Source organism: Pseudomonas sp. Larv2_ips, assembly GCF_963879675.1.
Lineage (GTDB): Bacteria > Pseudomonadota > Gammaproteobacteria > Pseudomonadales > Pseudomonadaceae > Aquipseudomonas.
Genome location: NZ_CAWOAW010000014.1, coordinates 1718895 through 1743666 on the forward strand (window position 1 = coordinate 1718895; position 24772 = coordinate 1743666).

Annotated in this window: 19 protein-coding genes; 4 read left to right on the forward strand and 15 right to left on the reverse strand. The window is 61.6% G+C overall.

Going from position 1 to position 24772, the window contains the following annotated elements; genetic code table 11:
- The first annotated feature begins 153 nt into the window (after positions 1-153).
- On the forward strand, positions 154-378 hold the full coding sequence (locus AACV02_RS14610; RefSeq protein ID WP_106578113.1) for a YgdI/YgdR family lipoprotein: 225 nt from the start codon (positions 154-156) through the stop codon (positions 376-378).
- 40 nt (positions 379-418) lie between these two features.
- On the opposite strand, the gene AACV02_RS14615 is transcribed toward AACV02_RS14610, so the two are convergent.
- Positions 419-583 (reverse strand): hypothetical protein, encoded by a 165-nt coding sequence (locus AACV02_RS14615; RefSeq protein WP_164487936.1) that lies wholly within the window; start codon positions 581-583, stop codon positions 419-421.
- Between the two features lie 190 nt (positions 584-773).
- On the opposite strand from AACV02_RS14615, the gene AACV02_RS14620 reads away from it, so the two are divergent.
- On the forward strand, positions 774-1043 hold the full coding sequence (locus tag AACV02_RS14620; protein WP_119740575.1) for a hypothetical protein: 270 nt from the start codon (positions 774-776) through the stop codon (positions 1041-1043).
- A gap of 16 nt (positions 1044-1059) precedes the next feature.
- Here the strand turns inward: AACV02_RS14620 and AACV02_RS14625 are convergent, their stop codons facing one another.
- The 9 genes from AACV02_RS14625 to AACV02_RS14665 form a co-directional block, all read right to left on the reverse strand.
- Complete coding sequence (locus tag AACV02_RS14625; RefSeq protein ID WP_119740577.1) at positions 1060-2490, reverse strand: polyurethane esterase; 1431 nt, start codon at positions 2488-2490, stop codon at positions 1060-1062.
- Positions 2491-2618: 128 nt separating this feature from the next.
- Positions 2619-5726 (reverse strand): autotransporter outer membrane beta-barrel domain-containing protein, encoded by a 3108-nt coding sequence (locus tag AACV02_RS14630; RefSeq protein ID WP_119740579.1) that lies wholly within the window; start codon positions 5724-5726, stop codon positions 2619-2621.
- 115 nt (positions 5727-5841) lie between these two features.
- A complete protein-coding gene (gene eprS, locus AACV02_RS14635; RefSeq protein ID WP_119740581.1) occupies positions 5842-8799 on the reverse strand; it encodes an autotransporter serine peptidase EprS in 2958 nt (985 codons plus the stop codon).
- A gap of 30 nt (positions 8800-8829) precedes the next feature.
- The gene (locus AACV02_RS14640; RefSeq protein ID WP_106578108.1) at positions 8830-10164 is read right to left on the reverse strand and encodes a TolC family outer membrane protein; all 1335 of its coding nucleotides are present in this window, start codon (positions 10162-10164) and stop codon (positions 8830-8832) included.
- A gap of 2 nt (positions 10165-10166) precedes the next feature.
- Positions 10167-11468, reverse strand: coding sequence for an HlyD family type I secretion periplasmic adaptor subunit (locus AACV02_RS14645; protein WP_119740583.1), 1302 nt, complete (start codon positions 11466-11468; stop codon positions 10167-10169).
- Complete coding sequence (locus AACV02_RS14650; protein ID WP_119740585.1) at positions 11465-13219, reverse strand: type I secretion system permease/ATPase; 1755 nt, start codon at positions 13217-13219, stop codon at positions 11465-11467. Before AACV02_RS14650 ends, AACV02_RS14645 begins: the two co-directional genes overlap by 4 nt.
- A 102-nt stretch (positions 13220-13321) precedes the next feature.
- Positions 13322-13690 (reverse strand): protease inhibitor Inh/omp19 family protein, encoded by a 369-nt coding sequence (locus AACV02_RS14655; RefSeq protein ID WP_106578105.1) that lies wholly within the window; start codon positions 13688-13690, stop codon positions 13322-13324.
- A gap of 48 nt (positions 13691-13738) precedes the next feature.
- Entirely contained in the window at positions 13739-15172 is a 1434-nt protein-coding gene (locus tag AACV02_RS14660) for a serralysin family metalloprotease (protein ID WP_119740587.1), read from the reverse strand.
- A 368-nt stretch (positions 15173-15540) separates the two neighbouring features.
- Entirely contained in the window at positions 15541-16644 is a 1104-nt protein-coding gene (locus AACV02_RS14665) for a DmpA family aminopeptidase (RefSeq protein WP_119740589.1), read from the reverse strand.
- 149 nt (positions 16645-16793) lie between these two features.
- Between AACV02_RS14665 and AACV02_RS14670 the strand changes: the two genes are divergently transcribed.
- Complete coding sequence (locus AACV02_RS14670; RefSeq protein WP_119740591.1) at positions 16794-17579, forward strand: helix-turn-helix transcriptional regulator; 786 nt, start codon at positions 16794-16796, stop codon at positions 17577-17579.
- A gap of 314 nt (positions 17580-17893) precedes the next feature.
- Here AACV02_RS14670 and AACV02_RS14675 read toward each other — a convergent pair whose 3' ends face one another.
- Genes AACV02_RS14675 through AACV02_RS14690 form a run of 4 tightly spaced genes read right to left on the reverse strand, consistent with a single transcriptional unit; the run spans position 17894 to position 21667 of the window.
- Positions 17894-18973: a polyamine ABC transporter substrate-binding protein gene (locus AACV02_RS14675; protein WP_119740593.1), complete on the reverse strand. Its 1080-nt coding sequence runs from the start codon at positions 18971-18973 to the stop codon at positions 17894-17896.
- Between the two features lie 60 nt (positions 18974-19033).
- Entirely contained in the window at positions 19034-19375 is a 342-nt protein-coding gene (locus AACV02_RS14680; RefSeq protein ID WP_106578100.1) for a cupin domain-containing protein, read from the reverse strand.
- Between the two features lie 26 nt (positions 19376-19401).
- Positions 19402-20808 carry an NAD(P)/FAD-dependent oxidoreductase gene (locus AACV02_RS14685; protein WP_106578099.1) on the reverse strand — a complete coding sequence of 469 codons (1407 nt, stop codon included), beginning with the start codon at positions 20806-20808 and terminating at the stop codon, positions 19402-19404.
- Positions 20809-20857: 49 nt separating this feature from the next.
- Complete coding sequence (locus tag AACV02_RS14690; RefSeq protein ID WP_119740596.1) at positions 20858-21667, reverse strand: helix-turn-helix transcriptional regulator; 810 nt, start codon at positions 21665-21667, stop codon at positions 20858-20860.
- Positions 21668-21923: 256 nt separating this feature from the next.
- On the opposite strand from AACV02_RS14690, the gene AACV02_RS14695 reads away from it, so the two are divergent.
- The gene (locus AACV02_RS14695; protein ID WP_106578097.1) at positions 21924-22196 is read left to right on the forward strand and encodes a DUF1652 domain-containing protein; all 273 of its coding nucleotides are present in this window, start codon (positions 21924-21926) and stop codon (positions 22194-22196) included.
- Between the two features lie 67 nt (positions 22197-22263).
- On the opposite strand, the gene AACV02_RS14700 is transcribed toward AACV02_RS14695, so the two are convergent.
- On the reverse strand, positions 22264-24714 hold the full coding sequence (locus AACV02_RS14700; protein ID WP_119740598.1) for a UvrD-helicase domain-containing protein: 2451 nt from the start codon (positions 24712-24714) through the stop codon (positions 22264-22266).
- Between the last annotated feature and the right edge of the window lie 58 nt (positions 24715-24772).

Sequence of the window (24772 nt, forward strand, 5' to 3'; positions counted from 1 at the left end):
AGTGCCGTCGCGCACCCGTTGTTGCAATCGGTAATAGATAAATGGCGCACGCAACTTTTCTAATAAAAAGGATCAGATAGCTCAGTTGATGGCGTAACATTTACGGCCCGCACCCATAGGCTGCGGGACTTTTCAGGGTTAAAGGTAAGGGTTATGAACATGAAGAATTTGGGTCTGCCGCTGGTTGCACTCACTTTTCTGCTTTTGGCCGGTTGCTCAACGCAAACCGTGGTGACATTGCAAAATGGTACGCAGTATCTGACCAAGGACACCCCTAAAACCAAGACGGCCGACGGCTTCTACGAGTTCACCGACATCGCTGGCAAGCATGTGCGCGTCAAGGCCGATGACGTAGCGACGGTACGCAAGGAAAACTGATAAAAAAAGCCCCGCAGATGCGGGGCTTTTTGTTGCAGGTTCAGTACCGGTAGTACGGGTGGTAATACGGGTGATAGTAGGGATGGTAATAGTACGAGTGGTAGTACGGCCGGTAGCAGCATGGGCCCGGATAGGCCGGGTACACCGCACACCCGCCCAACCCCAGCAGTACCAGGGCGCACAGCAGCAATCGAAGTCGGGACATGCTCAGCTCCTCACATGACGCGCGAAACATCTCGCAGGTGCTGATTAAACGCGTCAGGCGCACGTAATCCGTCGCAAGGCTGCGCCGCTGATCAATGAAGATTTATTTACCGAAGGATTTTTCCCGCCTGGGCGTTTAACCGATAAGCCGCTTTTATTTTCGAACGCGGCACAACGGAGGAACGACGGCCATGGCACTCATGTCCCGCACGGTACGCGCTCTTTTACTGATTCCCCTGACCCTGGCGGCCCTGGCCTGCGCGCCAGCATTCGCCGACACCCTCATCATTCGCCAGCCACCGCGGGTGATCGTGGTGCAACCACCGCCACCGGTTTATTACGGGCATTGGGGCTACGCGCCACGCCCTTACTACTACCCACATCACTATTACGGTTATGGCTATGGCTACCCCCACCGGCCCAATTGGGGCGGTGGCTGGCGGGGGCAGCACTGGCACTGATCGGTTGCGTGAGTAATCAGCCGATCACCACGCCCTCCGTCCACAGCCCGCCATGCCCCACGCCGACCAGCGTCACCGAGTCGGCCCCAAACGTAAGCACCGTATCGGCGCCGACCACCTTCGCGTGGTCACGCAGGTCGGTGCTTCCTTGCACGTCCTTGAACACCAGTTTGTCGGTGGGCTGGTAGCCAATCACGCGATCATTGCCAAAGTGGCCGCTGAACAAAAAGGTGTTGTGCCCGCTGTTGTCGCGGATCGTGTCGTTGCCTTTGCCACCCTCGATAAAGTCCGCACCGTTGCCGCCCTGGATCAGGTCGTTGCCGTCGCTGCCGATGATGAACGTGTTGCCCTTGTGGGGCTCGGCATTGCGGTTGAGGTCCTGCACCCAGGTGTTGGCCCGCGCCGGATCGGACAGGTTGGCAACAATCACCGTGGAGTCACGGGTCATCTGGTCGTAGAAGCCGGACTCGAGGATGCGCGTCATGCCATCGCCGTACGCCGTCGGCAAATGCGAGACCCAGGTGGGCAGGTTGACGATGGAAAACGGCAGCACATTCCACAGCGTCGAGGCGTAGTGGTCGTTGAAGCTGACGATGTTATCGGTGGTGGACTCGTGGGGTTTGTCGTGCACGCCCAGCGACGACAGGTTAAACGACGAGCCGTCCAGCGCGCGGAACACCGGGTCGTTTTCGTAACCGATATTGAGCACCTTGTCGCCGGCACTCTGGGTCGGCGAGGCATAGGCAACATAGTTGGCGTCCTTGTAGAACCCCGCCCATTTGTGGTTGCTCAAGTCCGCCATGCTGTTGACCGCCAGCCCGCCCAGGCTGTGGCCGCTGACCACCACGTCCTTGCCGGTCAGGCCATGGGCACCGGCGTAGTCGGCAACATTCTTGAGCAAGCCGCCGAAGGCTTCGCCGGCGTAGTTTTTCGCGTAATCCTTGGGCCCCAGGGCCGCGAGCAGATCGCTGATCAAGTCGCCGATCGAGTCGCTGATCAAGGTTTCCCGTGGCCCCGAAGTGCCACGAAAACCGATGCCGATTTCGAGCAGCTTGCCGGCGTCATCGTATTTGCCGAGTACCTCGACCTGGGCCGTGGTGTAGCCGGCTTTTTCCCCAAAGAAGGTGCCACGTGCATCGACCTTGCCGGCGTAGCCCAGGGCACTGGCGCTGATCGGTGTCCAACCGGCTTTCTGCACCGCCTCAAGGGCGGCTTTTTCTGAATCCGGGTTCCACGGGATGCCAGGGATCACGCCCTGGGAATCCGTGCTGCCGAGCAGCGCACCGACCAGCGTGGCCGGTAGCCCCAAGCCCAACCCGTTGTGCTGGTAGCCCACGGCAAAGCCGTTATCCAGGTTGTGATAGGAATACAACGTGATCGCCATGGCATCGGCGAACAACGTTTTGGAACCCTCGGTGCCAAGGTTTTTATAGTCAAAGATACCCATGGTAGTGCCTCTCTGTTGTTGGATTTGTAGAGAAAGCGAAAACACGTTTCAGCGACGGGCCAGGTGTCCGGTGGGAGCTGGCATGCACCCACCGGACACCTGGCCCGCATGCGAAGGTTATGAAACCTTTAGAACGCCCAGTCGAGGCTCACCCCCACACCGTGCACTTTGTCCTTGCTGGCCAGCAGGCCGTTGTAGTCAAAGTTCACCCGCGCCTCTTTGCTCAAGGCAAGGCTCACCCGCGCGCCCACCAGTGCGGCATCGCGCACCATCGGCGCGCTTTCAACCGCGAACGACGGGCTGCCCGACGCGAACGCCAGGTGCTGCTCGGAATCAGTGCTGCTCAGGTTGTGCTGCCAGCCCAGGGTGCCGGACACCTCCAGTTGCTGGTGATCGTTCACATTGAAGGTCTTCAATGCACGCATGCCCAGGGTGCTCAACACCACATCGCGGCTGTCGTCGTGGCCTTTGAGCGCGGCGGCGTCGCCTTTTTCGGTAAAGCCATCGGTGTCCAGGTGCACGTAAGCCAGGTTGGCGAAAGGCTCAAGGGCCAGCGGTTGCAGATTGACGCGGTAAGCCGCTTCGCCAAACACCTGCGTGCTGCTCGCGTCCACTTTGACTTTCTGCTTGCCGGCCACATCACCGTACTGCAGGTCGCGCTTCACATCGGCGCGATGCCAGCTGTAGGTCGCTCCCCCGCTCAAACGCAAGGCACCGATCTCATGCCCGGCGTAGGCGCCAAAGTGGTAGCTGTCGACCGAGGCACGTGAGTGGGTGTCGTTGCCCATGTTCAACGAGGTGTCGCTGTAGCCGGCGACCAGACCGATCCGGGTCGCCTCGTCCAACGCACCGTCAACGCCCACAAGCATGCCGCCCAGCGACGTGGTGTAGCCCGCCGTGTCGCTGCGGCTGTCGGTTTTGCCCCAGGCGCCCAGGGCCTTGACCCACACGTTGCCACGGCTGTCGAGGGTTTCGCTGGTAGCGCCCATCTCGCCATTGCGCAAGCGCTCGCCCACGGCTTCACGCACGTAGCGGCTGTCGTTGACCAGCGCGCTCTGCAACGCCGGGTAGATTTCGCCGGACAATTGCTGGAACGCGCCCTGCGCCGAGGCCGCCGTCGGCGCCAGCAACAGGCTTTCGTATACCGCGTTGCCCGCGCCCAACTGGTCTGCCGCCGCGGCGACCGCACGTTGGTTGGGCGTGACGGCCACACTGGCGAAGCTGTTGGTACGCGCCACATCCAACTGCACACCGTTGGCGGCATAGTTCAACGTGCCACCGATAAACAGGTAGTTGGGCAGTACCGCACCGAAGCTACCGGTAACCCCACCTGCGGCTTGCAGGATGTTGTACTGGCGACCGATCAGGCTCTGGGCCTGCGCGTTTGTCAGCAGTGTCGGGCTGTTTTCCAGGGCCAGGGTCACGGTGCCGCCATTGAGTGTGGCCGTGCCACCGGCGACGATGCGATCGCTGCTGGTCGGCGACAACTCGACCGCATAGGTCGAGCCCGCGTCGAAGGTGACATTGCCAGCCACATTCAGCGTGCCGATGGAATTACCCGGCGCCACGGTGCCGCCGCTTTTCGCGGACAGCGAGCCAATACGCCCCGAGCCACCGACCACGCCGCTCTGGCTGACGGTGACGTCGGAGGTGACCGAGCCATTGATCGCCAGCAAGCCCTGATTGACCAGGGTCGGGCCGCTGTAGGTGTTGTTGCCGGTCAGCACCAGTGCACCGATGCCCTGCTTGGTCAGGCCGCCGTGGCCGGAGATGTTGTTGCTCCACACGTCCAGCCCGCAGTGCACGTCGGTGCACAGACGCTGGGTCGGTTTGCCGGCATCCACCACGGCGCCGATCCCTGGCAAATTCGCCACGAACTGCCCGTTGCCATACGCACCGTCGATGCGAAACTCGGCCGGGATATCAGCGCCGGTAATGAACATTCCCGGGCCGTTGACCGCCTTGCCCAGGTTGATCATGCCCCAGCCGTACAGCGCGTCGATGCCTGGCGCGCCGAGGTCGGTGGCGGTGGTTTTGAGCACGGTGGAGACCTGATCGCCGCTCATGTACGGGAAGCGTTCCATCAACACCGCCGCAGCGCCGGCCACGTGGGGTGCGGCCATGGAAGTGCCATTTTTATTGGCCCAGTCGGTGGTGAGGTTTGACAGATCGGTGCCGTTGATGATCGAGCTGAAGATCTTGGTGCCCGGCGCCGACACGCAAAAGCTTGCCGCGTACCCGCAGCGCGACGAGAACGTACTGATCACATAAGGATCAGCGCTGGCGGTGTCCGGGTTTTGCTGCAAGGCCGCCACCGACAGCCAGTTTGGCGCAATGTCCGGCACGAAGTAGGCCAGGCCCGACATCGCATCCGGGTTGTTGCGGTTGTAGTCGTTACCGGCGGCAAAGATGGTCAGCACGCCGCTGCGGGCCGCGTCGATTGCGCCTTGATAAGCCCCGCCGGCAAGCGTGCCGAGGATCGGCCGGATAACGTTGAACTGCGCCTGCGCTTCATTGACCGTGAAATTGGGGAATGCCGGATCGCGGCCGCCCTTGGCGTACTGGTCACCGATACCGATGCCCCAGCTGTTGTTGATGATGCGCGCGCCATTGGCGACCAGCCCATCCCAACCGGCTTTGTACACCGCGCCGTCGTTGCCGAGGATGATCCCGTCTTCCGGGCCCGGGTCGCCGTTTTCGGCGCTGAGGATTTGCGCATTGAACGCCACGCCGTGCATTGGCCCACCATCGCGATTACCTGCGGCAATGCCGCCGACGTGGGTGCCGTGGTTACCCAGCTTGCCGTTGGAGTCTTTGGATGGCGTGCCGTCATAACGGAACGCATCGCCCGCCTTCACCGGAATGTAGGGGTCGGTGTATTGGCGAATGCCTTCGGTGACAATGGTCACCACCTTGCCGGGGCTGTCGAATTCCGGGTGCTGCGCGTACACCGGCTGGTCGAAGATCCCCAGCTTGACGCCCTTGCCGGTGTAGCCCGCGGCGTAGGCGGCATCTGCGTGCACCGCGCCCAGGCCCCAGTCGGCCTTGAATTCATTGCTGCGCCAACTGGCCGCGTCGCCCAGCTTGCCCGCTTCCACATAGGGTGCGGCCTGGGCGGTTCCCAGGCTTGCCAGGCAGCACAGCAACGCGCCGTATGGCACGCAGCTCAAGGCCTTGAGCGGGTAGCCCGGGCCGGTGTGAGTGGCGGTGATTAACCCTGACTTGCGTTTGTTCACGGTGACCTTCCTTAGTTTTCTTATTGCCGGTATGTGAATCACTTTTCTGCAGCGTCGCCTGTCTAACGTGGGCGCTGGCGTGCCAGCGCCCACAGTTCTTGACCTGCGTTGCTCTCTAGAACTGCCAGTTGAGGCTCAGCCCCACGCCCTGGGTTTTCTCGCGGCCACCCAACTGGCCGTTGTAATCCAGGTTGACCCGTGTGGTCGGGCTCAACGCCAGGCTGGCCTGCACGCCAACCAGCGCCGCGTCACGTAGCAACGGCGAACTGCGCACGGCAAATGACGGCCCGCCGGCAACAAACGCCAAGTGTTCTTCGGATTCCACCGCCGTGAGGCTGTGCTGCCAGCCCAGCGAGCCGGACAGTTCCAGCCGCTGATGGTCATTCAAAGGCAAGGTTTTCAACGCGCGAAGGCCCAGGGTGCTGAGCACCGCATCACGCCGGTCACTGCCACGCTCCAGGGCTGCGGCGTCGCCTTTTTCGTGGAATGAGTCACTGTCCAGGTGCACGTAGGCCAGGTTGGCGAACGGCTCCAGCGCCAGCGGTTGCAGGTGAATGCGGTACGCCGCCTCGGTAAACAGCTGCGCCGTGCGTGCATCCAGCTTGGTCTTTTGCTTGCCGCTGACGTCGCCGTATTGCAGGTCGCGTTTCACATCACCGCGATGCCAGCTGTAGGCGCCGCCGACGCTCACGCGCCAGTCACCCAGTTCCCGCCCGGCATACGCACCGAAGTGGTAACTGTCGATGGACGCCGATGAGTGCGTGCCACTGCCCAGGTTCAAGGAGCTGTCGCTGTAGCCAGCCACCACACCCACGCGGGTCTGCTCGTCCAACGCACCGTCCACACCGGCCAGCAAGCCACCGATCGAGGTGGTCGAGCCTGCGGTTTCGCTGCGGCTGTCAGCCTTGCCCCAAGCGCCGAGGGCTTTGAGCCACAGGTTACTTTCGCCGCTCACCGGTACATGGCGCAGCCGCTCACCCACAGCATCACGCAGCTGCAGGCTGTCGTTGATCAGCATCGCGCCAATCGCTGGGTAGACCTCGCCGGACAGTTGCTGCAAGCCTTGCCGAGCGGTTGCCACGGAATCGGACTGCAACAGGCTTTCATACACCGGGTTGCCCGCGCCCAGTTGCTCGGCAGCGGCGGCGACAGCGCGCTGGTTACGGGTGGCGGCAACGCTGGCAAAGGTCGCACCGTTGCGCCCCACGTCCAGTTGCACGCCGTTGGCCGCATAGTCGAGGGTGCCGCCGAGGAACAGGTAGTTGGGCAGCACTTGGCCAAACTGCCCCTGGATGCCGCCCGCCGCCTGCAGGATGGTGTATTGGCGGCCGATCAGGCTTTGCACCTGGCTCTGGCTCAGCAATGTGGGGCTGTTTTCCAGCGCCAGGGTGACGGTGCCGCCGCCCAGTACGGCTTTGCCACCGGCGACAATGCGGTCGCTGCTGGTCGGGGTCAGTTCCACCGCATAGGTGGAGCCCGCGCCCAGGTTCACATCGCCCGCCACCTGCAAGGTGCCGACCGAATTGCCCGGCGCCACGGTGCCGCCGCTGTTCACCGCCAAGGCGCCGATTCGCCCGGAGCCGCCGAGGGTGCCGCTGTCGTTCACCGTCACTGCCGAGGTCAGCGAGCCGTTTACCGCCAGCAGGCCGCCATTGACGCTGGTCGCGCCGCGGTAGGTGCTGTCGCCGCTGAGCAGCAAACTGCCGGCGCCGGATTTGATCAGGCTGCCTTCATACACGCGGTTCGCGGCGGCTTGATCACGGGCGGTGCCGATCGCGTAGTCAGTCTGGTCCTGCTGGCTGGCAGTTGCGCCCACGCCGTTTTGCCAGCCCTTGTCGATCAGGGTTTGCTGCCAGGCCGTGTGCTCGGCGCGGTCTTCGGCCTGGCGCTGGAGCAACGCCTGGTCGGTGATGCCGTTGCTCCACACATCGCCCTGCCCGGCCGCCAGGTTGACGTTCATCGAGCCGAGCAATTGCCCCGGCCCGTGCATCGCCCGGCCCAGGTCCGGCACGCCCCAGCCCACGGTGGTATTGGGTGCCTGAGTGATCGAGCCGTCGAGTTGCGTGGCGGTGGTCAACAGCACCTGCAACGCCTGCTCATTGTTCAGGTACGGGTAGCGTTCCATCACCAGCGCCAAGGCGCCGGTGGCGTGCGGCGCCGACATCGATGTGCCGGACTTGACCCCATAACCGCCGCCGGGCACGGTGCTGTTGATCAGCGCGCCCGGGGTGGAAATACACCAGTATTTGGCGATGCCGCACTTGTTGTATTTCTGGTTATTCGCCTTGTCCAGGCCCGAAACGGCCAGCCAGTGGCCTTCCAGCTCCGGCTGGAAATAGGGCAGCGCCGAACGCACGCTGGCATTCGCGTAACCACTGTTGCCGGCGCTGAACACATTGATCACGCCGGCCTTGGCCACATCCGCTGCCGCATCCAGCCAGGTGCCCTGGTTGTAATGCTGGGCGTAGGCGGCGTGCAGGCCGTCGAGGGTCTGGTAGCTGACGTCCGGCGGCTGGCTGCCCCAGCTGTTATTGATGGCGCGCACGCCGGAATCCACCAATGCGGTGTACACCGCCTTGAAGTATTTGGGGTCCGGGGTCGGGCCAAACAGGAAGCTGTCGTTGGCGTTGGTATTGCCCACATAGACTTGCGCGTTGTACGCCACGCCATGCATGCCCACGCCATCGCGCGCCGCGCCCATGGTGCCGGTGACGTGGGTGCCGTGGGAGTCGTTGTTGGGGTTGAGCGCGCCGGTGGTGCTGAACGCGCCGCCATTGACGTAAGTGCCGGTGGCCGTAACCGGGTGGAAGCGGTCTTTGGAGGCTTCCGGGTGATCGGTATCGAACCCGGAGTCCAGCGCGCCGACTTTTACCCCGCTGCCGCTGATCCCGGCGGCGTAGGCCTCATTCGCCTTCATGCGGTCCAGGCCCCAGTCACTCTGGAACTCGGCCGAACGCCAGCTGGCGGGGTTACCCAGTAAACCGGTCTCGGTGTATTGCGCCTGTGCCGCAACGGACAACAGCAGCAAGGAACCTGCGGTAAAGGGTTTGAAGCGTGATGAATCGGTGATCATCTAAACCATCCTTATTGTTTTTATAACTGCTCATTTCACCGGGCCGAACGCCTCGTCGACTTTCGCCAGGTCGGTGTCGCGCAAGTTGCCCGCGTAGTAGTGCAATTTGGTCCAGGCCATCAAATAGTCATAACGCGCCTGGGCCAGGTCGCGACGGGTGCTGTACAGCTGCTGCTCGGCGTTCAACGCATCCAGGTTGACCCGCTCGCCGCCAAGGATGCTCTGCTTGGTCGATACCACCAGCGCCTCGGCCGAGGTCAGGGCTTTTTGATACGCGCGCAATTTGCTCACCCCGGACAGGCACGCGCTGAACTGGCGGCGCAACTCGATCAGGGTTTCGCGCGTCTTGCCTTCCAGCTCGTACTCGGCCTGCTCCATGCCGCGGCTGGCTTGGCGGGTGGAGGCCGAGATACCGCCACCGGCATACAGCGGCACGCTGACTTCAATGCCGATGGTGTTGGTGTCGTAGCGCTGGTTGTAGGTGTTGCCGCTGTCGGACTCCTGTTTGCGCGAGCTGGCATACGCGGTGATCTTCGGCAGGTGCCCGGCGCGGTTGCGCTCAACTTCATAGCGCGCCACTTCGACGGCCTGGCGTTGGGATGCGAGGGTTGGGTTATTGGTGATCGCCAGTTCATGCCAGGTGTCGTAGTTGGCCGGCGTCAGGGTGAAGGCGGCGAAGCTTTGGTTCAGTGGCGCCAAATCCTGGATGTTGACGCTCTGCACACCGATCAACGCGCCCAACTCCCTCAGCGACGCGTCCTGCTCATCCAGCGCCTGGATCTCTTCGGCAGTGGCCAGTTCATAACGCGATTCGGCTTCGAGGATGTCGGTGCGCGTGCCTTCGCCCTGCTGGAACAGGTGCTGGTTTTGCTGGAACTGCTGCTCGAAGGCCTTCTTTTTGGCGCGGGCGATGTCGATCTGGTCCTGGGCAAACAAGGCCTGGGTGTAATAGCTCAGCACCCGCACCAGCAGCGCCTGGCTCTTGTCGCGAAAGCTTTCATCGGCGAACAACGACTGGGCCACGCCCTTGCGGTAGTTGGCATAGGCTTCGTAGTCGAACAGCGGCTGTTGCAGGCTGAAGGTGGAGCCATAACTGTTGTAGTTGCGGTCGTCGCGGTAGTTGCCACCGCGCCCGTCCGGCAGGTGCGCCTCAGAGTTGTTGCGGCCCTTGTTGTAGTTGTACGACAGCTTGGGCAGCAGCCCGGCGCGGCCGATGGTGCGGTTTTCCAGGCCGGCGTCGCGCTCCTTGATCGCGCCGAGAAACACCGGATCGTTGCGCAAGGCTTGCTCATACACATCAAACGGGCCCATGGCAGCCTGGGCAGAGCCACACATCAACAGCAGTGAAATGAACACAGGTTTCATGCTCATTCCTCGGTCAACGCGGAGCCGGCGCGATCCAGCAACGGCTTGAACAGGTAATTGAGCAACGAGCGCTCGCCGGTGCGCACGAACATCTCGGCAGGCATGCCCGGCTTGATCACCAGGCCATGGAGTTTCTCCAGTGCGGCCTCGCTCACCGTGGTGCGCAGCACGTAGTACGGCTGGCCGGTTTTTTCATCAAGCATCTGGTCGGCAGAAATCAGGCTGACTTCGCCCGGCACGCGCGGGGTGCGGCTCTGGTTGAAGGCCGTGAACAGGATATCCACCGGCAAGTGCGTGCCGACCTTGTCCACCAGGTTCACCGGCAAACGCCCTTCGACTTCCAGGCGTGTGCCCTGTGGCACGATTTCCAACAGGGTTTCACCGGCACGCACCACGGCGCCCTCGGTGTGCACGCTGAGGTTGACCGCAATGCCATCGGCCGGGGCGTTGATCTCACTATGCTGCAGGTCGAAGCCGGCCGAGGTGAGCTGCTGCTCCAGGGTCAGGCTGCGCAGCTGCGCGTCGGCCAGTTGGCTGCGCACCTCCTTTTGATATTCCTCGCTGTGCTGCTGCAACTTGAGCCGTGATTCAAGAATGCCCTGCTCTACGCGGCCGCTTTCGCCGGCGTTCTGCGCCAGGTCCTGTTGCACCTGGGACAGTTGGCGCTGGTAATCGAGCAAGCGATTGCGCGGGATATAGCCGTTGTCGGCCAAGGGTTGCAGGTTGGCCAGTTGGTCACGCAGGGATTGGGCCTGGGCGGACAAGTCGCTGCGAGCACGGCGCATGCCATTGAGTTGCGAGGTGGCACCGTCGATATTCGCGCGAATCCCGCCCTGCTCACGGGAAAACGCCTCGCGGCGGCTGCTGAACAGTTGGCGCTGGCCTTCCAGCACCAGGGCCAGGGCCGGATCGGGATTGGCGCTCAGCTCGGCCGGAAAGGTGATGCTGGAGCGGTTATCGCGCTCGCTCTGCCAGCGCGCCACGCTGGCCCAGGCCATGCGGTACTGGGCTTGCAGGGATTGCACGTCGGCCTGGTTCTGGGTCTGGTCAAGGCGAAACAGCGGCTGGCCTTGTTTGACCACCTCGCCCTCCTTCACCAGAATCCGGCTGACCACGCCGGGGCTGAAGGTTTGCACGGCTTTGCGCTTGCCCGACACCACCACCGTGCCTTGCACCGGGATGCCTTGGTCCAGAGGCGCCAGGCTGGCCCAGAGAAAGAAGCCGCCGGCGCCGACGATGGTCAGCAGCCAACCCATTTTTACGAAAAAACCGGCATCACGTTGCTCAAATGTAAGGCTGCTCATGCGCCTGGATTCCTTCCGGCTTGGTACTGACGGCTGAGGCTCACGCCGGCCTTTTCTCGTGGTGCTTCCTGCTGCTGGCCCGACAAGGCGCGCAGCACTTGCTGGCTGGGGCCGAAGGCCTGCAAACGGCCTTCGTTCAGCACCAGCAATTTATCGGCCTGGGCCAGCGCCGAGGACCGGTGCGTCACCAGCACCACGCTGCTGCCCTGGGCTTTCATCTGCACGATGGCACTGGCCAGCGCGGCCTCGCCGACGGTGTCGAGGTTGGAGTTGGGTTCATCCAGCACGATCAAGCGCGGCCCGCCGTAGAGCGCGCGGGCCAGGGCCACGCGTTGTTTCTGGCCACCGGACAGGCCACCGCCGTTGTCGCCCAGCACCGTGTCGTAACCCTGCGGCAGGCGCAGGATCAGCTCATGCACACCGGCTTGTTGCGCGGCCTGCACCACGCGTTCCGGGTCGGCGTCGCGAAACCGCGCAATGTTGTCGGCGATGCTGCCGCTGAACAGTTCGATGTCCTGGGGCAAATAACCGATATGAGGGCCAAGGTCGTCACGGTCCCAGCGATGGATATCGGCGCCGTCCAGGCGCACCGTGCCGGCCAGGGTTGGCCACACACCCACCAGCACGCGGGCCAGGGTGGATTTGCCCGAACCCGACGCGCCGAGCACGCCCAGCACTTCGCCCGCACCGAGGTTGAAGCTGACCTGATGCAAGGTCGGCACGCGCCGCCCGGGCGGGCCCGCGCTGACTTGCTCGAAACTGACCTGACCGTTGGGCGCCGGCAGCGCCATGTGTTCGACTTCCGGCGGGAATTCGCGCAGCAATTGGTCAAGCCGCTGGTAAGCCAACTTGGCCGAGCTCCACTGCTTCCACACCGCAATCAGTTGGTCGATGGGGCTGAGCACGCGGCCCATGAGGATGGAACCGGCGATCATCATCCCGGCCGTCATCTCGCCTTTGATCACCAGAAAGGCGCCCAAGCCCAGCACCAGTGATTGCAGGCACAGGCGAAAGGACTTGCTCAGCGAGGTGATCACCGAGCCGGTGTCGCTGGCCTTGTTCTGATAGCCGAGAAATTGCGAATGCACCGCGAACCAGCGCTTGCGCAACGCGCCGAGCATGCCCATGGCCTGGATCGTCTCGGCGTTGTGCAAATGGCTGGTGGCCAACTGGGTCGATTGCTGGGAAAACGCGCCCGCCTCGCCCAGCGGTTTTTTGGTCAGGTATTCATTCAGGCACGCCAGCGCGATCAGCAGTACCGCGCCCGCCGTTGCCAGCACGCCGAGCCACACGTTGAAGAGGAAAATCACGAACAGGTAGATGGGAAACCACGGTGCATCAAAGAACGCGAACAGCGCAGGCCCCGTGATGAATTGGCGGATCACGGTCAGGTCGCCAAGGGATTGCCCGGCGTGCCCCTCACCGCGTTGCAGGTTGCGTTCAAAGGCGGCTTTGTAGACGCGCAAGTTGAAGCGTCGCTCTAACTGACTGCCGATACGGATCACGATAAAACTGCGAATGACTTCCAGCGTGCCGATAAACGCAAAGAAGCCGACGACCATCAACGTCAACATCACCAGGGTGGTTTCATTCTGGGAGGACAACACACGGTCGTACACTTGCAGCATGTAAATCGACGGCACCAGCATCAACAGGTTAATCAATGCGGTAAAACAGCCGATGCTGATCAAAATACTCTTGTATTCACCCAACGCCCTGAATAAGGGCGCAACCGCATGGGACTTCGCCATATCTTCTGATCTTCCCTGAAGCGAATTACGCGCACTAGTTGCCCAGGCCCCACAGTAGGGCGGCCAACTATTAAAATCGGGTTATATGCTTATAACTTTTAATTAAGGTGTTCGTTGCAGGACAACTTCGGGGATTGAAGGCGTCTGCCCTTTATATTCGCCGTCTTTTTCACGGTTCAAATGAATAATGCCGGTGCCCTGGGCGTTCATCAGCCAGATGCCATCCGGGGTCGGCAACCAGGTCAGCGGTTTATCGCCCAGCCATTGCGCGGCGCACGCCACGTCACCGGCCAGCGCGTTCGGCTGGTCCAACAGGTCCAACGCGCACACTTGATCCTGCTGGTGCAACTGCCAGTGGCCGGCCAACTGGGCGGTGGTGGGTAAAACGAGACTGCTAGCCATTGCGTGGGCTCCTGCCGACACGAACAACACCTGTGAAGCACAGGCGATCAAATGAGAAAAACGCGGCATGTTCTGCTCCATCATAGAGCGCGGCGCCGGAGCGCCGCGCGCTTTACATCACGCTACGATGTCGCTGACCGCAGCCTGGCCAACGGTGGTGACGAGGAAATCCGCCACGCCGTGCCCGGAGAAGTCCACGGCCAAGGTGCCCAGGTTGGTACCCGAGGCATAGCTGAGTACAGCATCGCCGGCATGCCCGGTAAATGCGTTGACGAAGCTCAAGCCTGCACCTTTGGTGATACCGGACAGGTCGATCTTGTCCGAACCCGAGGTGAAGTCGAAGATCTTGTCAGCAGCACCCGGCTTGGAATCGGAAGTGGCACCGTACACGAAGGTATCGTTGCCGGCGCCGCCCCACAGTTGGTCCGCACCGCCACCGCCGTAGATGATGTCGTTGCCGGCACCGCCTTTGATGAGGTTGGCTGCATTGTTACCAATGATCAGGTCGTTGCCCGAGCCGCCGAAGGCGTTCTCGACAGTGACGCCCTTGGCGATGGACACGTTGCCCACCAGGCCGCCAACGTCGGAGAACGAGGCCTCATTGAGGTTGATCTTCTGGTTTTGGGTAAAACCGGAGAAGTCCAGGGTGTCGTTGCCACCACCGTCCCATACCGAGAACACCAGCTTGTCGGCATTGGACGTAGCGCTGTAGAAATCACGCCCGGTGTTGGAGTTGAAACCGTAGGTGGTGTCGCCGGCGCGGGTGCTGTAGTTGGCACCGTAGAGCTTCTGGATTGCGGCGATGTCGTCGATCAGCGGGCCCGACGCGTAAGCTTCGACGCCGCCTTTGGTGAAGTTCTGGTTGGTGTTGCTTTCGCTCCAGTAACTCATGACGCTGTAGCCACGCGTGTCCTGTCCATAGTCCGCGTCTTTGTACGAAGGGTTGCCGGTCCCGGCGTTGTAGTCGCCAGGGTGAGCCAGGCCCAGGGTATGGCCGATTTCGTGGGTCAGGGTCTGCCGGCCGTAGTTGTTCACGTCCGGGGTCTTGTTCGGCGTGTAGCTGCTGTTGGTCAGGTACCACGAAGTGCCGTCGTAGCCTGCGCCGGTGCCGGGCAGGTAAGCGAAGGCAGCCGCGCCATCCTGGCCACCGCTGTAGTTGCCGAAGGTCATGTGCGTGTCACCGCCCGAGGCGCTTTCGGTAAAGCTCACGTTGGCGACATCCGACCAGGATTGCATGGCCAGTACGGCCTGTGCTTTCTGCTGGGCGTTGAACTGGCTGAACCCGGAGATACCATGTTTGTTCAGGGTGGCCGAGGAAGCCGAGGTGAGGAAGGTGTAGGTCAGATCGATCTTGCCGTTGTGATTCACATCCTTGTACGAGGCGCCATCGCGCAGCAGGTGGTCCGCTGCCTGGTCCACGGAAAAGGACGGTTTGCCATTCACCGTGAGGTTGCCGCCACGGTCATACAGATGGCTGAAGCTATCGATTTGCGAGTAAGCAGTGCTGGCTTGCGCGGCAGAAACAATAGCTTTGTCTTTTACTTTTGACATAAACGTACTTCCTTGTTTGCAAGTGCATCAGTCTTTGGTCGATAGGAACCCCGCGGGCGAGATCGTCCTATCACTCGCCTCTTTTGAAGGCGTATCGAAACTGACACAACTTGAAATCTTTCGTCTACAAATATTTCCGCAGCGAAAATGTGACGTGGATTCAACTTAAGGAAGTCGCGGGCAATGTTTATTGGGGGCCATTGCATTTGCCCAACGGGCGCAGACCCTGTGTTATTTAAATATTAAATAGAAGTAAAGCCGCTCAAGTTGAGCGGCGCACTTGGATAATGGATCCAATATATTGTCACGGTGTCATTGGCGACATTAAAGAGCCACTACTTACACTATTAATTATTAGTTGCCCCCTATTACCGGGACACACTCCAGCCGGACCTCGCCAATGCCTCGAGCAACGTTTCACCCGCCAACCCTGGCACCGTGACCCCCTGCTCCGTGGTCATGTCCTCACCGGCCAGCAGGGCATTGATGATCGCCTCCTCCACGGCTTCTGCCGCGGCCGTGAACAGCGGTGAGATGTGATCGTTGTTGACCATCTGCAACGCGGTGCTCAGTGGCGAGCCTTTGCGCCCGTAATCGGCTGGCGGCAGATCGCGGTTGCCGGTGGCGAAGGCCAGGAACAGGTCGCCGCTGGAGTCCTCGGTGCCGCCGCCGGTGCGCGCGATGCCGATCGAGGCGCGTTGCGCCAGACGCCGACACTGATGTGGCAACAACAGTGCGTCGGTGGCGATGATCACCACGATGGAGCCCATGCCTGGCGTGCCACGCGTGGCGAAGGGGGATGCAATGCCCATCAAGTGACGACCAACCGGGTAACCCTCCACCCGCAGCTCCTGGCGCTTGCCGTGGTTGGCCTGCACCAGCGCGCCGACGGTCCAGCCGCCCTGCTCGGCCGGCAATCGCCGCGAGGCGGTGCCGATGCCGCCCTTGAACTCATGGCAGATCATCCCGGTGCCACCGCCCACCGCTCCTTCCTGCACCGCGCCGCCTTGGGCGCTATCCAGCGCCTGGCGCACATGCTCAGGCTTGACGTGCTGGCCCCAGATGTCATTGAGCAGCCCGTCGTAGGTTTCCATCACCACCGGCATGCACCAATACACCGCCGGGTCCGCCAGGCGTTCACGCTCCAGAGCGATCAAGGTGTCACGCACCACGCCGATGCTGTGAGTGTTGGTGATGGCCACTGGCGTGGTCAGCAACCCCGCTTCGCTGATCCATTCAAGGCCGGTGGCATCGCCATTGCCGTTGAGTACGTGGTACCCGGCAAAACACGGTTGCTGGCGCGCCTCGCCGTCGCGCGGCTGGATCACGGTGACGCCGGTCCGCACTTGTTTGCCGTCGATACACGCCTTGAGCGTACTGTGACCGACCCGAACGCCCGGCACATCGGTGATGGCGTTCAATTCGCCGGGCGTGCCCAGCCCCAACGTGATGCCGATTTGACGTGCACGCATAGCCACTCCTTACCTGTAATTGCGCGAAATGAGGCTGACGGTAGCGCCTGCCGGCCTGTCAGCCAATGCCCCTATTGGCGTACTCCCCTTGACGGTATTCGCCAAAAGCCGAACCCTTGGCCAATCTTTTGAGGGCGGGAGCCTGTGACATGAGCCTGTTCAAAGAGGTCGGCCTGCACGCAGGCCTTGGCCGCACCGTCGCTCACATCGGCACCGAGCGGTTCTGGAAGCAACTGGTGCTGTTGCTGCAGCAGTGCCTGCCCTTCGATAACGCCCTGGCCATTGTTTATCCACTGGCGGGGCCGCCCCAGGCCCTAGAGGAATACGACGCCCTGCCGAGCAGCAAGCCGGCGTCGATGCTGGCCTACCTCAACGGCCTGTATGTGCTCGACCCGTTCTACCAGGCCTGTCGCGAGGGTTATGCCAGTGGCGTGTACCGGCTGGAGGAAGTCGCGCCGGACCATTTTCGCCAGAGCGATTACTTCCTCAACTACTTCCACGACAACGTGCTGGAAGACGAGGTGCAGTTCATCCTGCAGGTGCCGGGTACAGGGACATTGTCGCTGTCGCTGGGCATGCAACGGCGCTTCAGCCTCGAGGAGACCGGGCTGATGACCCTGCTGGCGGCCTGGGTGTTGCCCCTGATGCAGCAACATTGGCAGCAAAGCGCCCAACGCGCGCCGACGATGCACAGCCAGGTCAGGGATGCGCTGAACCAATTCGGCACTGGCGTGCTCTCGGAGCGTGAGCTGGAAGTGGCCCGCCTGGTGCTGCGCGGCTTCTCGTCCAAGGCCATGGCCGAGCGCCTGAAGATCTCGCCGGACACGGTGAAGGTGCACCGGCGGCACCTGTACGCAAAGCTGGATATCTCGTCACAGCCGGAGCTGTTTTCGTTGTTTATCCAGTCTTTGGGCCATGATCTGGAAAACCCCTGACGGCATGCACGGTTGTGCCGAGCCGGCGCGTTCCAGCTGGCAGGCTTATTGTGGCGCGCAAGGCTACCGTGCCGAGCTGGGTTACTGTGGCGAGCGGGCTTGCCCCGTGTTGGGGCGCGAAGCGGCCCCAGTTGGCATGAATGCGGTGTATCAGACAGTCTTCAGCGGCAGGTTTTGGGGCCGCTTCGCAGCCCAACGCGGGGCAAGCCCGCTCGCCACAGGAAGCCCGCTTCTCACAGCAGGTCTTTGCCACAACAGCGCCCTGCCACAACAGGGCCTTGTCACGGCAAGCCTGCTCGCCACAGCGGCTAAGCCTATCGCCCGGTACGAATGGTGTTCCACACCCGCGTACGAACCCGGTCGATGTTCAGCGGCATCGCTTCGAGTGCAAACAGCTTGCCCATCATTTCCGGGCTCGGGTACACCTTGGTGTCGGCTTTGATCGCCGGGTCTACCAGGCTGTCGGCTGCGGCGTTGCCGTTGGCGTAGTGCACGTAGTTGGTGATGCTGGCCATCACTTCCGGGCGCAGCAGATAGTTCATGAACGCATAGCCGGCTTTTTCGTCAGGCGCGTCGGCCGGCATGGCGACCATGTCGAACCAGATGGCGGCGCCTTCCTTGGGAATGTTGTAGCCGATGTTTACGCCGTTCTTGGCTTCCTTGGCACGGCTCTCGGCCTGCAGGATGTCGCCGGAAAAGCCGACGGCCACGCAGATGTCGCCATTGGCCAGGTCAGCGGTGTACTTCGAAGAGTGGAAATACGCCACGTACGGCCGCACTTTCATCAGCAGGTCTTCAGCCTTCTTGTAGTCTTCGGGCTTTTTGCTGTGGTGCGGCAGGCCCAGGTAGTTAAGCGCCGCCGGCAGCAGTTCCGGGCCGTTGTCGAGGATCGCCACGCCGCATTTTTGCAGCTTGGCCATATTTTCCGGCTTGAAGATCAGGTCCCAGGAATCCACCGGGGCGTTGTCGCCCAGCACGGCCTTGACCTTGTCGATGTTGTAGCCGATGCCCGTGCTGCCCCACAGGTACGGGAAGCCGTGCTGGTTGCCCGGGTCGTTGTTTTCCAGGGCCTTGAGCAATACCGGGTTGAGGTTTTTCCAGTTCGGCAACTGGCTCTTGTCGAGCTTTTTCAGGGCGCCGCCCTGGATTTGCCGGGCCATGAAGTGGTTGGACGGAAACACCACGTCATACCCGGATTTGCCGGTCATCAACTTGCCGTCGAGGGTTTCGTTGCTGTCGTACACGTCGTAAGTGAAACCGATGCCGGTTTCTTGCTGGAAGTTCTTGGTGGTGTCCGGCGCAATGTAGTCCGACCAGTTATAGATCTTCACCGTCTCGGCGGCCTGGCTGATAGCGGCCACCAACATCAAGGGCAACAGGGCAATGGCTTTCATGGTTCGATTTCCTGGCGGTTTTAGGGCTGTTTTTATGGCAGGCGATCAAGGATCAAAGCGTTACAGAATCAATACATAGGTCTTGCGCACGGTTTCCTGGATATCCCAGATTCCGGTGCTGTTGGCCGGCAACATCAGTGCATCACCGGCTTGTATGTGGACGATTTCACCGTTATCGGGCGTGAAGGTGCAGCGGCCCTGGATAAAGTGGCAAAACTCCTGGGATTTGATCTGCCGACGCCAGCGCCCCGGCGTGCACGCCCAGATGCCGGTTTCGACGCCGTCGCCGCGCTCAACACTTAAGGTCGAGGCCACGGCGACGGGTTCGCCCAAGGGCACGGCCACCGGTGACGAGTCCGGCAAGTGGGCATTCAGCGTGTCTTTGAATTGAGTGATGCTCATGGGTTTTCCCGTGTGAGTGAAACGTCTTAGTGCATGAAACCTTCCATGAACCCGGCCACGCCGGTCGCCAACTTGCGGCGCCAGGGCGCGGTATTGGGGTTGGCCAATACCTGGTCCTCATGGACGAAACTGCGAATGATCGCGTTGTAGCCCAGCCAGCGGCACGGCTCGGGCTCCCAGGCCTTGAGCGCGTCCAGGCCACGTTCGCGAATCACCCAGGGCTGGGTGGTCAGCGGCGTGTCGAGGCCCAGGATCAAGTCGGCCAGGGTGCGGCCACCCAGGTTGCTGGCGCCTACGCCCTCTCCGCCGTACCCACCGGACAGCGCGATGCCGGTCTTGTGGTCACACAGCATGTGCGGTCGAAAGTTACGCGACATGCCGAGGTTGCCGCCCCACGAATGGGTAATCCGAACCTTCTTCAACTGTGGGAAAAGTTCGCCGAACAGGTAGCGACGCAGTTCCACTTCGCTGTCGGTCAGGTCAAAGTTGTGGCGCAATTTACCGGCGAACTGGTAACCGCCACGCGCGCCGAACACCAGGCGGTTGTCGGCCGAACGCTGGCCGTAAGTGACCTGGCGGCTGCTTTCGCCGAATGCCTGGCCGTGGCTCAAGCCGATTTCATCCCAGGCGCTGGCGGGCAGTGGCTCGGTGGCGACAATCAGGCTTTGTACCGGCAGTTGATAGCGACCCAGCGGCGGCAGCGTGGTGGCATACCCCTCGACAGCCGGCACCACCCAGGCGGCCCGCACACCCGCCTTGGCGGTGCGCAGGCTGCCGGACTGCCAATGGGTGACCGGGCTGTTTTCGTAGAGGGTGACGCCCATGCTCTCCACGACGCGCGCCAGGCCACGCACCAGTTTGGCCGGGTTGATCGTCGCCACATGCGGCGCGTAGATGCCGCCATAGGGTTTGGCGATACGGACCTGTTCGGCCAGTTGTTGCGGGCTCAGCCAGCGGTAATCGTCCGCCGTCAGGCCTTGGGCGTAGAGTTTTTCGAGGTAGCGGCGCAGGCTGCCTTCCTGCTCGGGGTAGCGCGCAGCACAGTACAGCGCGCCGCCCTTGCGGTAGTCGCAGTCGATGCCCTCACGGGCCAGCACTCGCGCCACTTCATCGGGAATCCCGTGCAGCAGGTCAAAGGAGGCGCGGCGTTGCTGCGGGTCAAGCCCGGCGAGCAGGCGATCTTCGCCGAGCAAATTGCCCATCAGCCAGCCGCCGTTGCGGCCAGAGGCGCCAAAACCTGCGGTTTGCGCTTCGATAATTGCAATTTTCAGCTCAGGTGCCTGGCGTTTCAGGTAATAGGCCGTCCACAGGCCCGTGTACCCGGCACCGATGATGGCCACATTGACGTCCAAGTCATGCTCCAGCGCCGGCCGCGCCAGCAGCGGGTCGTCCAACTGGTCCATCCATAAACTGATATTGCGCCATGCCGGCATGCCAAGCTCCCCTACCTCGTTTCGATAGGCTGGATCCTAGAGCGCGCTGTTATGGGCTGTCTTGCGCGCGTGCACGCAGAGAAATTTGTTTGACGTAGGCCTTGGGCGACTGGCCGGTGTGCTGGCGAAAGGCACTGTAGAAGGCTGACAGCGAATTGAAACCGGCGGCGAATGCCAGGTCATCGACTTTGATCGGTGGCACGGCGTTATCCAGCGCCGCCAGCAAGTGTTGAAGCCGTGCCTGGTTGACGTAGCGATAGAAGCTCTGCCCCAGCACCTGGTTCAACAGGTAGGAAATCTGATTGCGACTGTAGCCGCATTCCTTGGCAACCCGTTGCAGGTCCAGTTCCGGGTCCAGATAGGGTTGCTTGAGTTCGAAATACTGTTGCAGGTCATTGGCCATGTGCCCCAATTGCTGGGGCGACAAGCCCAGGCGGCTGACCGTGGGGCGCATGGCCGGGGTCGCCTGTTCGTGCACCAGTGACGCGTATTCGTTGACCCGCCAGATCAGCCCGTCGCGCACAGTGATGGCCTCGCTGGTGCGAAACGACACCAGGCCCTGGCCGCCCCGCAAGGTGATGCGGTACTGGATGAACGCGGTGTCGCCGTCGGCACGAATACGGTCGGTGTGCTCAATGGCTTCATCGGCGCCACGCGGCATGCTGGCTTGCAGGTATTCACGCAGTTCGGCGTAGGCGATGACGCGGTTCTGGAAGAAGTCGTGGTACTGGATGTCCGGGTGGTAATAGGACATCACGCCATCCAGATCACGATGGCGCCAGCACAGATGGTGACGCAGCACCAGATCGCCCGTGGCTTGGGTGTGTTGGCAATCATCGTCCGGGGCGGTCTGCGGCATGGGCGGCTCTGTTGCGGGTAAACCCTGGAGAGTGCCGAATTTCAGGGCAGCCTTCAATGGTCAATTGGCGCTTCCGAATAATGGCCTTTTGCCTAGTTTGTAGTAGGACATGACCCACATCAAGTTATTGAAAAAGAACTGCCCAACGGGCCTAAAAAAGTCACCTTGCGCTTGCGAACGGATGTTATTTTGAAAGTCTTCGATGCCCTGGCCAGTGACGGTCATGGCCCCTGCCGCGAGCTAAAGGAAGCGCTCAATGAAGAAGGTGGGCAACATGAATAAAGTGACGTTTCCCAACGCTTGCCAGCTGATGCGCTGGCATTTTCACCCGATGGGCTTTGAGGGGAGCATGGACGCCCCCGGCAGCATGGTCGCCCGCCTGTTTGATCGCAGCAGCGGCGAAACGTTGATCGCGATTGCCGGCATTCCCTGTGCCACCGTGATGAATGCCGCCGATGTGGAGCGCATCATCGAAGCGGTCGAAGATGAGCTGGAGTGTTTTGTGCCGCCGCTGTCCTTGCGGGCCTGATCTCAGGTTATCAAGCGACGTGTAGCTAATGTGGGAACGGCTGCGGCTTTCCCACATCACGTTGCACTCACTGGCCGCGCTGATCGTCGAAAAACGCTTTGTTGCCATCTACCCGTTCCGAAGCCCTGGGCACATTCACGCCCTGGCCTTCCGGCTTTTCCACGAACCAATAGCAATGGCTTACAGCGCGGGTGATCCCGACATAGGCCAGGCGCAGCACTTCGTCTTTTTGGGCAGAGTCATACGGTTCGCTGTCACCAGCCTTGCCCAGGCCAGCCATGCGGTAGACCTGATTCTTGTAAGGCGAACTGGTCACATGCTGACAATCACCGAGTAGAAATACCGCATCGGCCTGTAGTCCTTTGGCGCTGTGGTAAGTCAGCTGTCTCAGCCTGCGGGCCGGCAGCGGCAAGCTAGAATCAGCATTAACTACAGGCTGAATATGCTCTTGAATCAATAACTTATCGCTACTTTTTCGATAAAGCATTAACACCGATTCGCCTCTTTGGTAGTGCGCCAGCAACTGCCGACCCAACGCAGCGTCGTCGCGCTCAAGCACCGTCACGGGTACCAATGCCCTGGGCGCCCCACTGGCCTTGGCTTTCTTGCCGGGGATTGCAGGGGCGGCGCGCACAATATGCTCGGCGGCGTCGATGATGTGCTGGTGGCTGCGGTAGTTCTCACTCAGCATCACGCGGGTGGTGCTCGGCGACGGGAATTCGGTGTTGAATGCCATGAAGTATTGGGGCGAACTGCCGCGCCAGCCATAAATCGACTGCCAGTCATCACCGACACACAGCAAGGATGAGCGCTGTGCGCCTCGGCCCACGTGCATCGCCGGGCCGCGACTACGGATTTCCCGCAGGCTGGCGCGAATCCACGACACGATCTGCGGTGACACGTCCTGAAACTCGTCGATCATCAAGTGCGACATCGGCCGCAGCAACGGATCGCTGAGCAGCTTGAGATTTTCCGGGGTATTTTCGCCGAACAGCGAAAACATCCGGTTGTAGGTCATGATCGGCGGCGTTTGGTCGAGCAGGTGATCTTCCAGGGCTTTCCAGAAGATGCTCAGGGCTTCAAAAAACAAGCGGTCGGGATCGTCCTTGGCAAAGCTCATCTGGCCCACGGCAGTCGGCACGTCCAGGCCGAGGTTCTCGATGAACCCGGCAGCCATGACAAAGCTGTCCAGCAGTGGCGCCGAGGCGAGTTCGCCTTTGACCTTGTAATCGAAGCCCGGCCCTGCGGTAGCATCGCCGGCCAAGCTGCTTAATAGCCGCTTGGAAGATTCGTAACTATCGAGCCAAATCATAGGCTTACGACAGAAAGCTTGAAACAGGGTGCGCTTTACTGCCCACTCGGCACGCACCGAAAGCTTCGAATTAGGCCGGCTGATCTGGGCGTTTTCGCGTGAATCGAAGCCCAGCACCACCCTGGCGTCCAACTGGGGAATATAGCCGTGACAGTGAAACTGCGCGCCATTGATCTCAAAAGTCTGACGGCTCGGCTCAATGCCCTTGATCGGCCACGCGCCCGCACGAAACCACAGGTCTTCGATGACATCGCACAGTTCTTCATCACGCTTGGCGGCCAACTCGGTGACGGCGATGCGCTTTTGCACATCCGGATGATCACGCTCCAGCTCCTTGAGCTGCAGGCCATGACGGGCCAAGGGTGCAATCAGTTCACGGAAACGCTCGTGCCGGCCGTGCAGCCGGTGGTAGCAGGCATTCATCTGTTGGCGCTGGGCATCGCCGATGCGCAGGTCGAATGGGTTGCTGTCCGCGTCCTCGACGCCACTGCTGAGGTTTTCGAACGCCTGCAGCCGTTCAAAGCCAGGCAAGCTGCGTACCATCGGCAAGATGCGCGAGTGAAAGGTACGCACCACGGCCTGGGCTTCTTTGCTGCCAAGGGGTTGGCCCCACAGGCTGAGAATTTCCATGAGCTTGTTGATGAAGTCCTTGCGCGACTCGCGGGTGAACGTCACCACGGTCATCGAGCTCAGTTCAAAGCCCAGATAATGGGTGAGCAACAGGATCCGCAGCACCAGGGAGGTGGACTTACCGGCGCCCGCACCGGCGATCACCGACGTCGAAGGCGTGTCGCTGAAGATCATTTTCCATTGCGCGCTGCTCGGCTGTGCATGGGCTGGCAGTAAGCGCGCCACATCCGCCTTCATGCGCTTCTTCACGTCGGCGCTGAGCGGCAGCCGCCAGTCGTCGAACAGGCTGTCATCCACGCCTGGCGCCTTGTGCTCTTCGGGCCGGAAGTCACGGATCAGCAATACCTGGCGGCCCTCTTCTATTCCGTCAGCCTTGCCTTCGCGATAGCCATATTCCACACCGGCTTCGTGCCCGCTGCGAAATCCGTCAGCCTGGCCGTGCAGCCAGGAAAACCGATGCTGCGCACGTAGACGCGTCAGGCCGTGGCCAAACAAGCGGGCGGCCAGCCGTTTCAGCAGCGGCATTTCTGCCAGAGGACGAAGCTCAGGGGGCAAATCAGGCGTTTGTTGCGGCACGCGGACTCCAGCGATGAGGTTGGTTTTGGCGAAGGCGCCATGGTCGCCGGAATCGGCG

Bases quoted from the DNA above. Each gene is read 5' to 3' on its own strand.
- AACV02_RS14610 (WP_106578113.1), top strand. From the start codon at position 154: ATGAACATGAAGAATTTGGGTCTGCCGCTGGTTGCACTCACTTTTCTG.
- AACV02_RS14615 (WP_164487936.1), bottom strand. From the start codon at position 583: ATGTCCCGACTTCGATTGCTGCTGTGCGCCCTGGTACTGCTGGGGTTG.
- AACV02_RS14620 (WP_119740575.1), top strand. From the start codon at position 774: ATGGCACTCATGTCCCGCACGGTACGCGCTCTTTTACTGATTCCCCTG.
- AACV02_RS14625 (WP_119740577.1), bottom strand. From the start codon at position 2,490: ATGGGTATCTTTGACTATAAAAACCTTGGCACCGAGGGTTCCAAAACG.
- eprS (WP_119740581.1), bottom strand. From the start codon at position 8,799: ATGATCACCGATTCATCACGCTTCAAACCCTTTACCGCAGGTTCCTTG.
- AACV02_RS14640 (WP_106578108.1), bottom strand. From the start codon at position 10,164: ATGAAACCTGTGTTCATTTCACTGCTGTTGATGTGTGGCTCTGCCCAG.
- AACV02_RS14645 (WP_119740583.1), bottom strand. From the start codon at position 11,468: ATGAGCAGCCTTACATTTGAGCAACGTGATGCCGGTTTTTTCGTAAAA.
- AACV02_RS14650 (WP_119740585.1), bottom strand. From the start codon at position 13,219: ATGGCGAAGTCCCATGCGGTTGCGCCCTTATTCAGGGCGTTGGGTGAA.
- AACV02_RS14655 (WP_106578105.1), bottom strand. From the start codon at position 13,690: ATGCCGCGTTTTTCTCATTTGATCGCCTGTGCTTCACAGGTGTTGTTC.
- AACV02_RS14660 (WP_119740587.1), bottom strand. From the start codon at position 15,172: ATGTCAAAAGTAAAAGACAAAGCTATTGTTTCTGCCGCGCAAGCCAGC.
- AACV02_RS14665 (WP_119740589.1), bottom strand. From the start codon at position 16,644: ATGCGTGCACGTCAAATCGGCATCACGTTGGGGCTGGGCACGCCCGGC.
- AACV02_RS14670 (WP_119740591.1), top strand. From the start codon at position 16,794: ATGAGCCTGTTCAAAGAGGTCGGCCTGCACGCAGGCCTTGGCCGCACC.
- AACV02_RS14675 (WP_119740593.1), bottom strand. From the start codon at position 18,973: ATGAAAGCCATTGCCCTGTTGCCCTTGATGTTGGTGGCCGCTATCAGC.
- AACV02_RS14680 (WP_106578100.1), bottom strand. From the start codon at position 19,375: ATGAGCATCACTCAATTCAAAGACACGCTGAATGCCCACTTGCCGGAC.
- AACV02_RS14685 (WP_106578099.1), bottom strand. From the start codon at position 20,808: ATGCCGGCATGGCGCAATATCAGTTTATGGATGGACCAGTTGGACGAC.
- AACV02_RS14690 (WP_119740596.1), bottom strand. From the start codon at position 21,667: ATGCCGCAGACCGCCCCGGACGATGATTGCCAACACACCCAAGCCACG.
- AACV02_RS14695 (WP_106578097.1), top strand. From the start codon at position 21,924: ATGAAGAAGGTGGGCAACATGAATAAAGTGACGTTTCCCAACGCTTGC.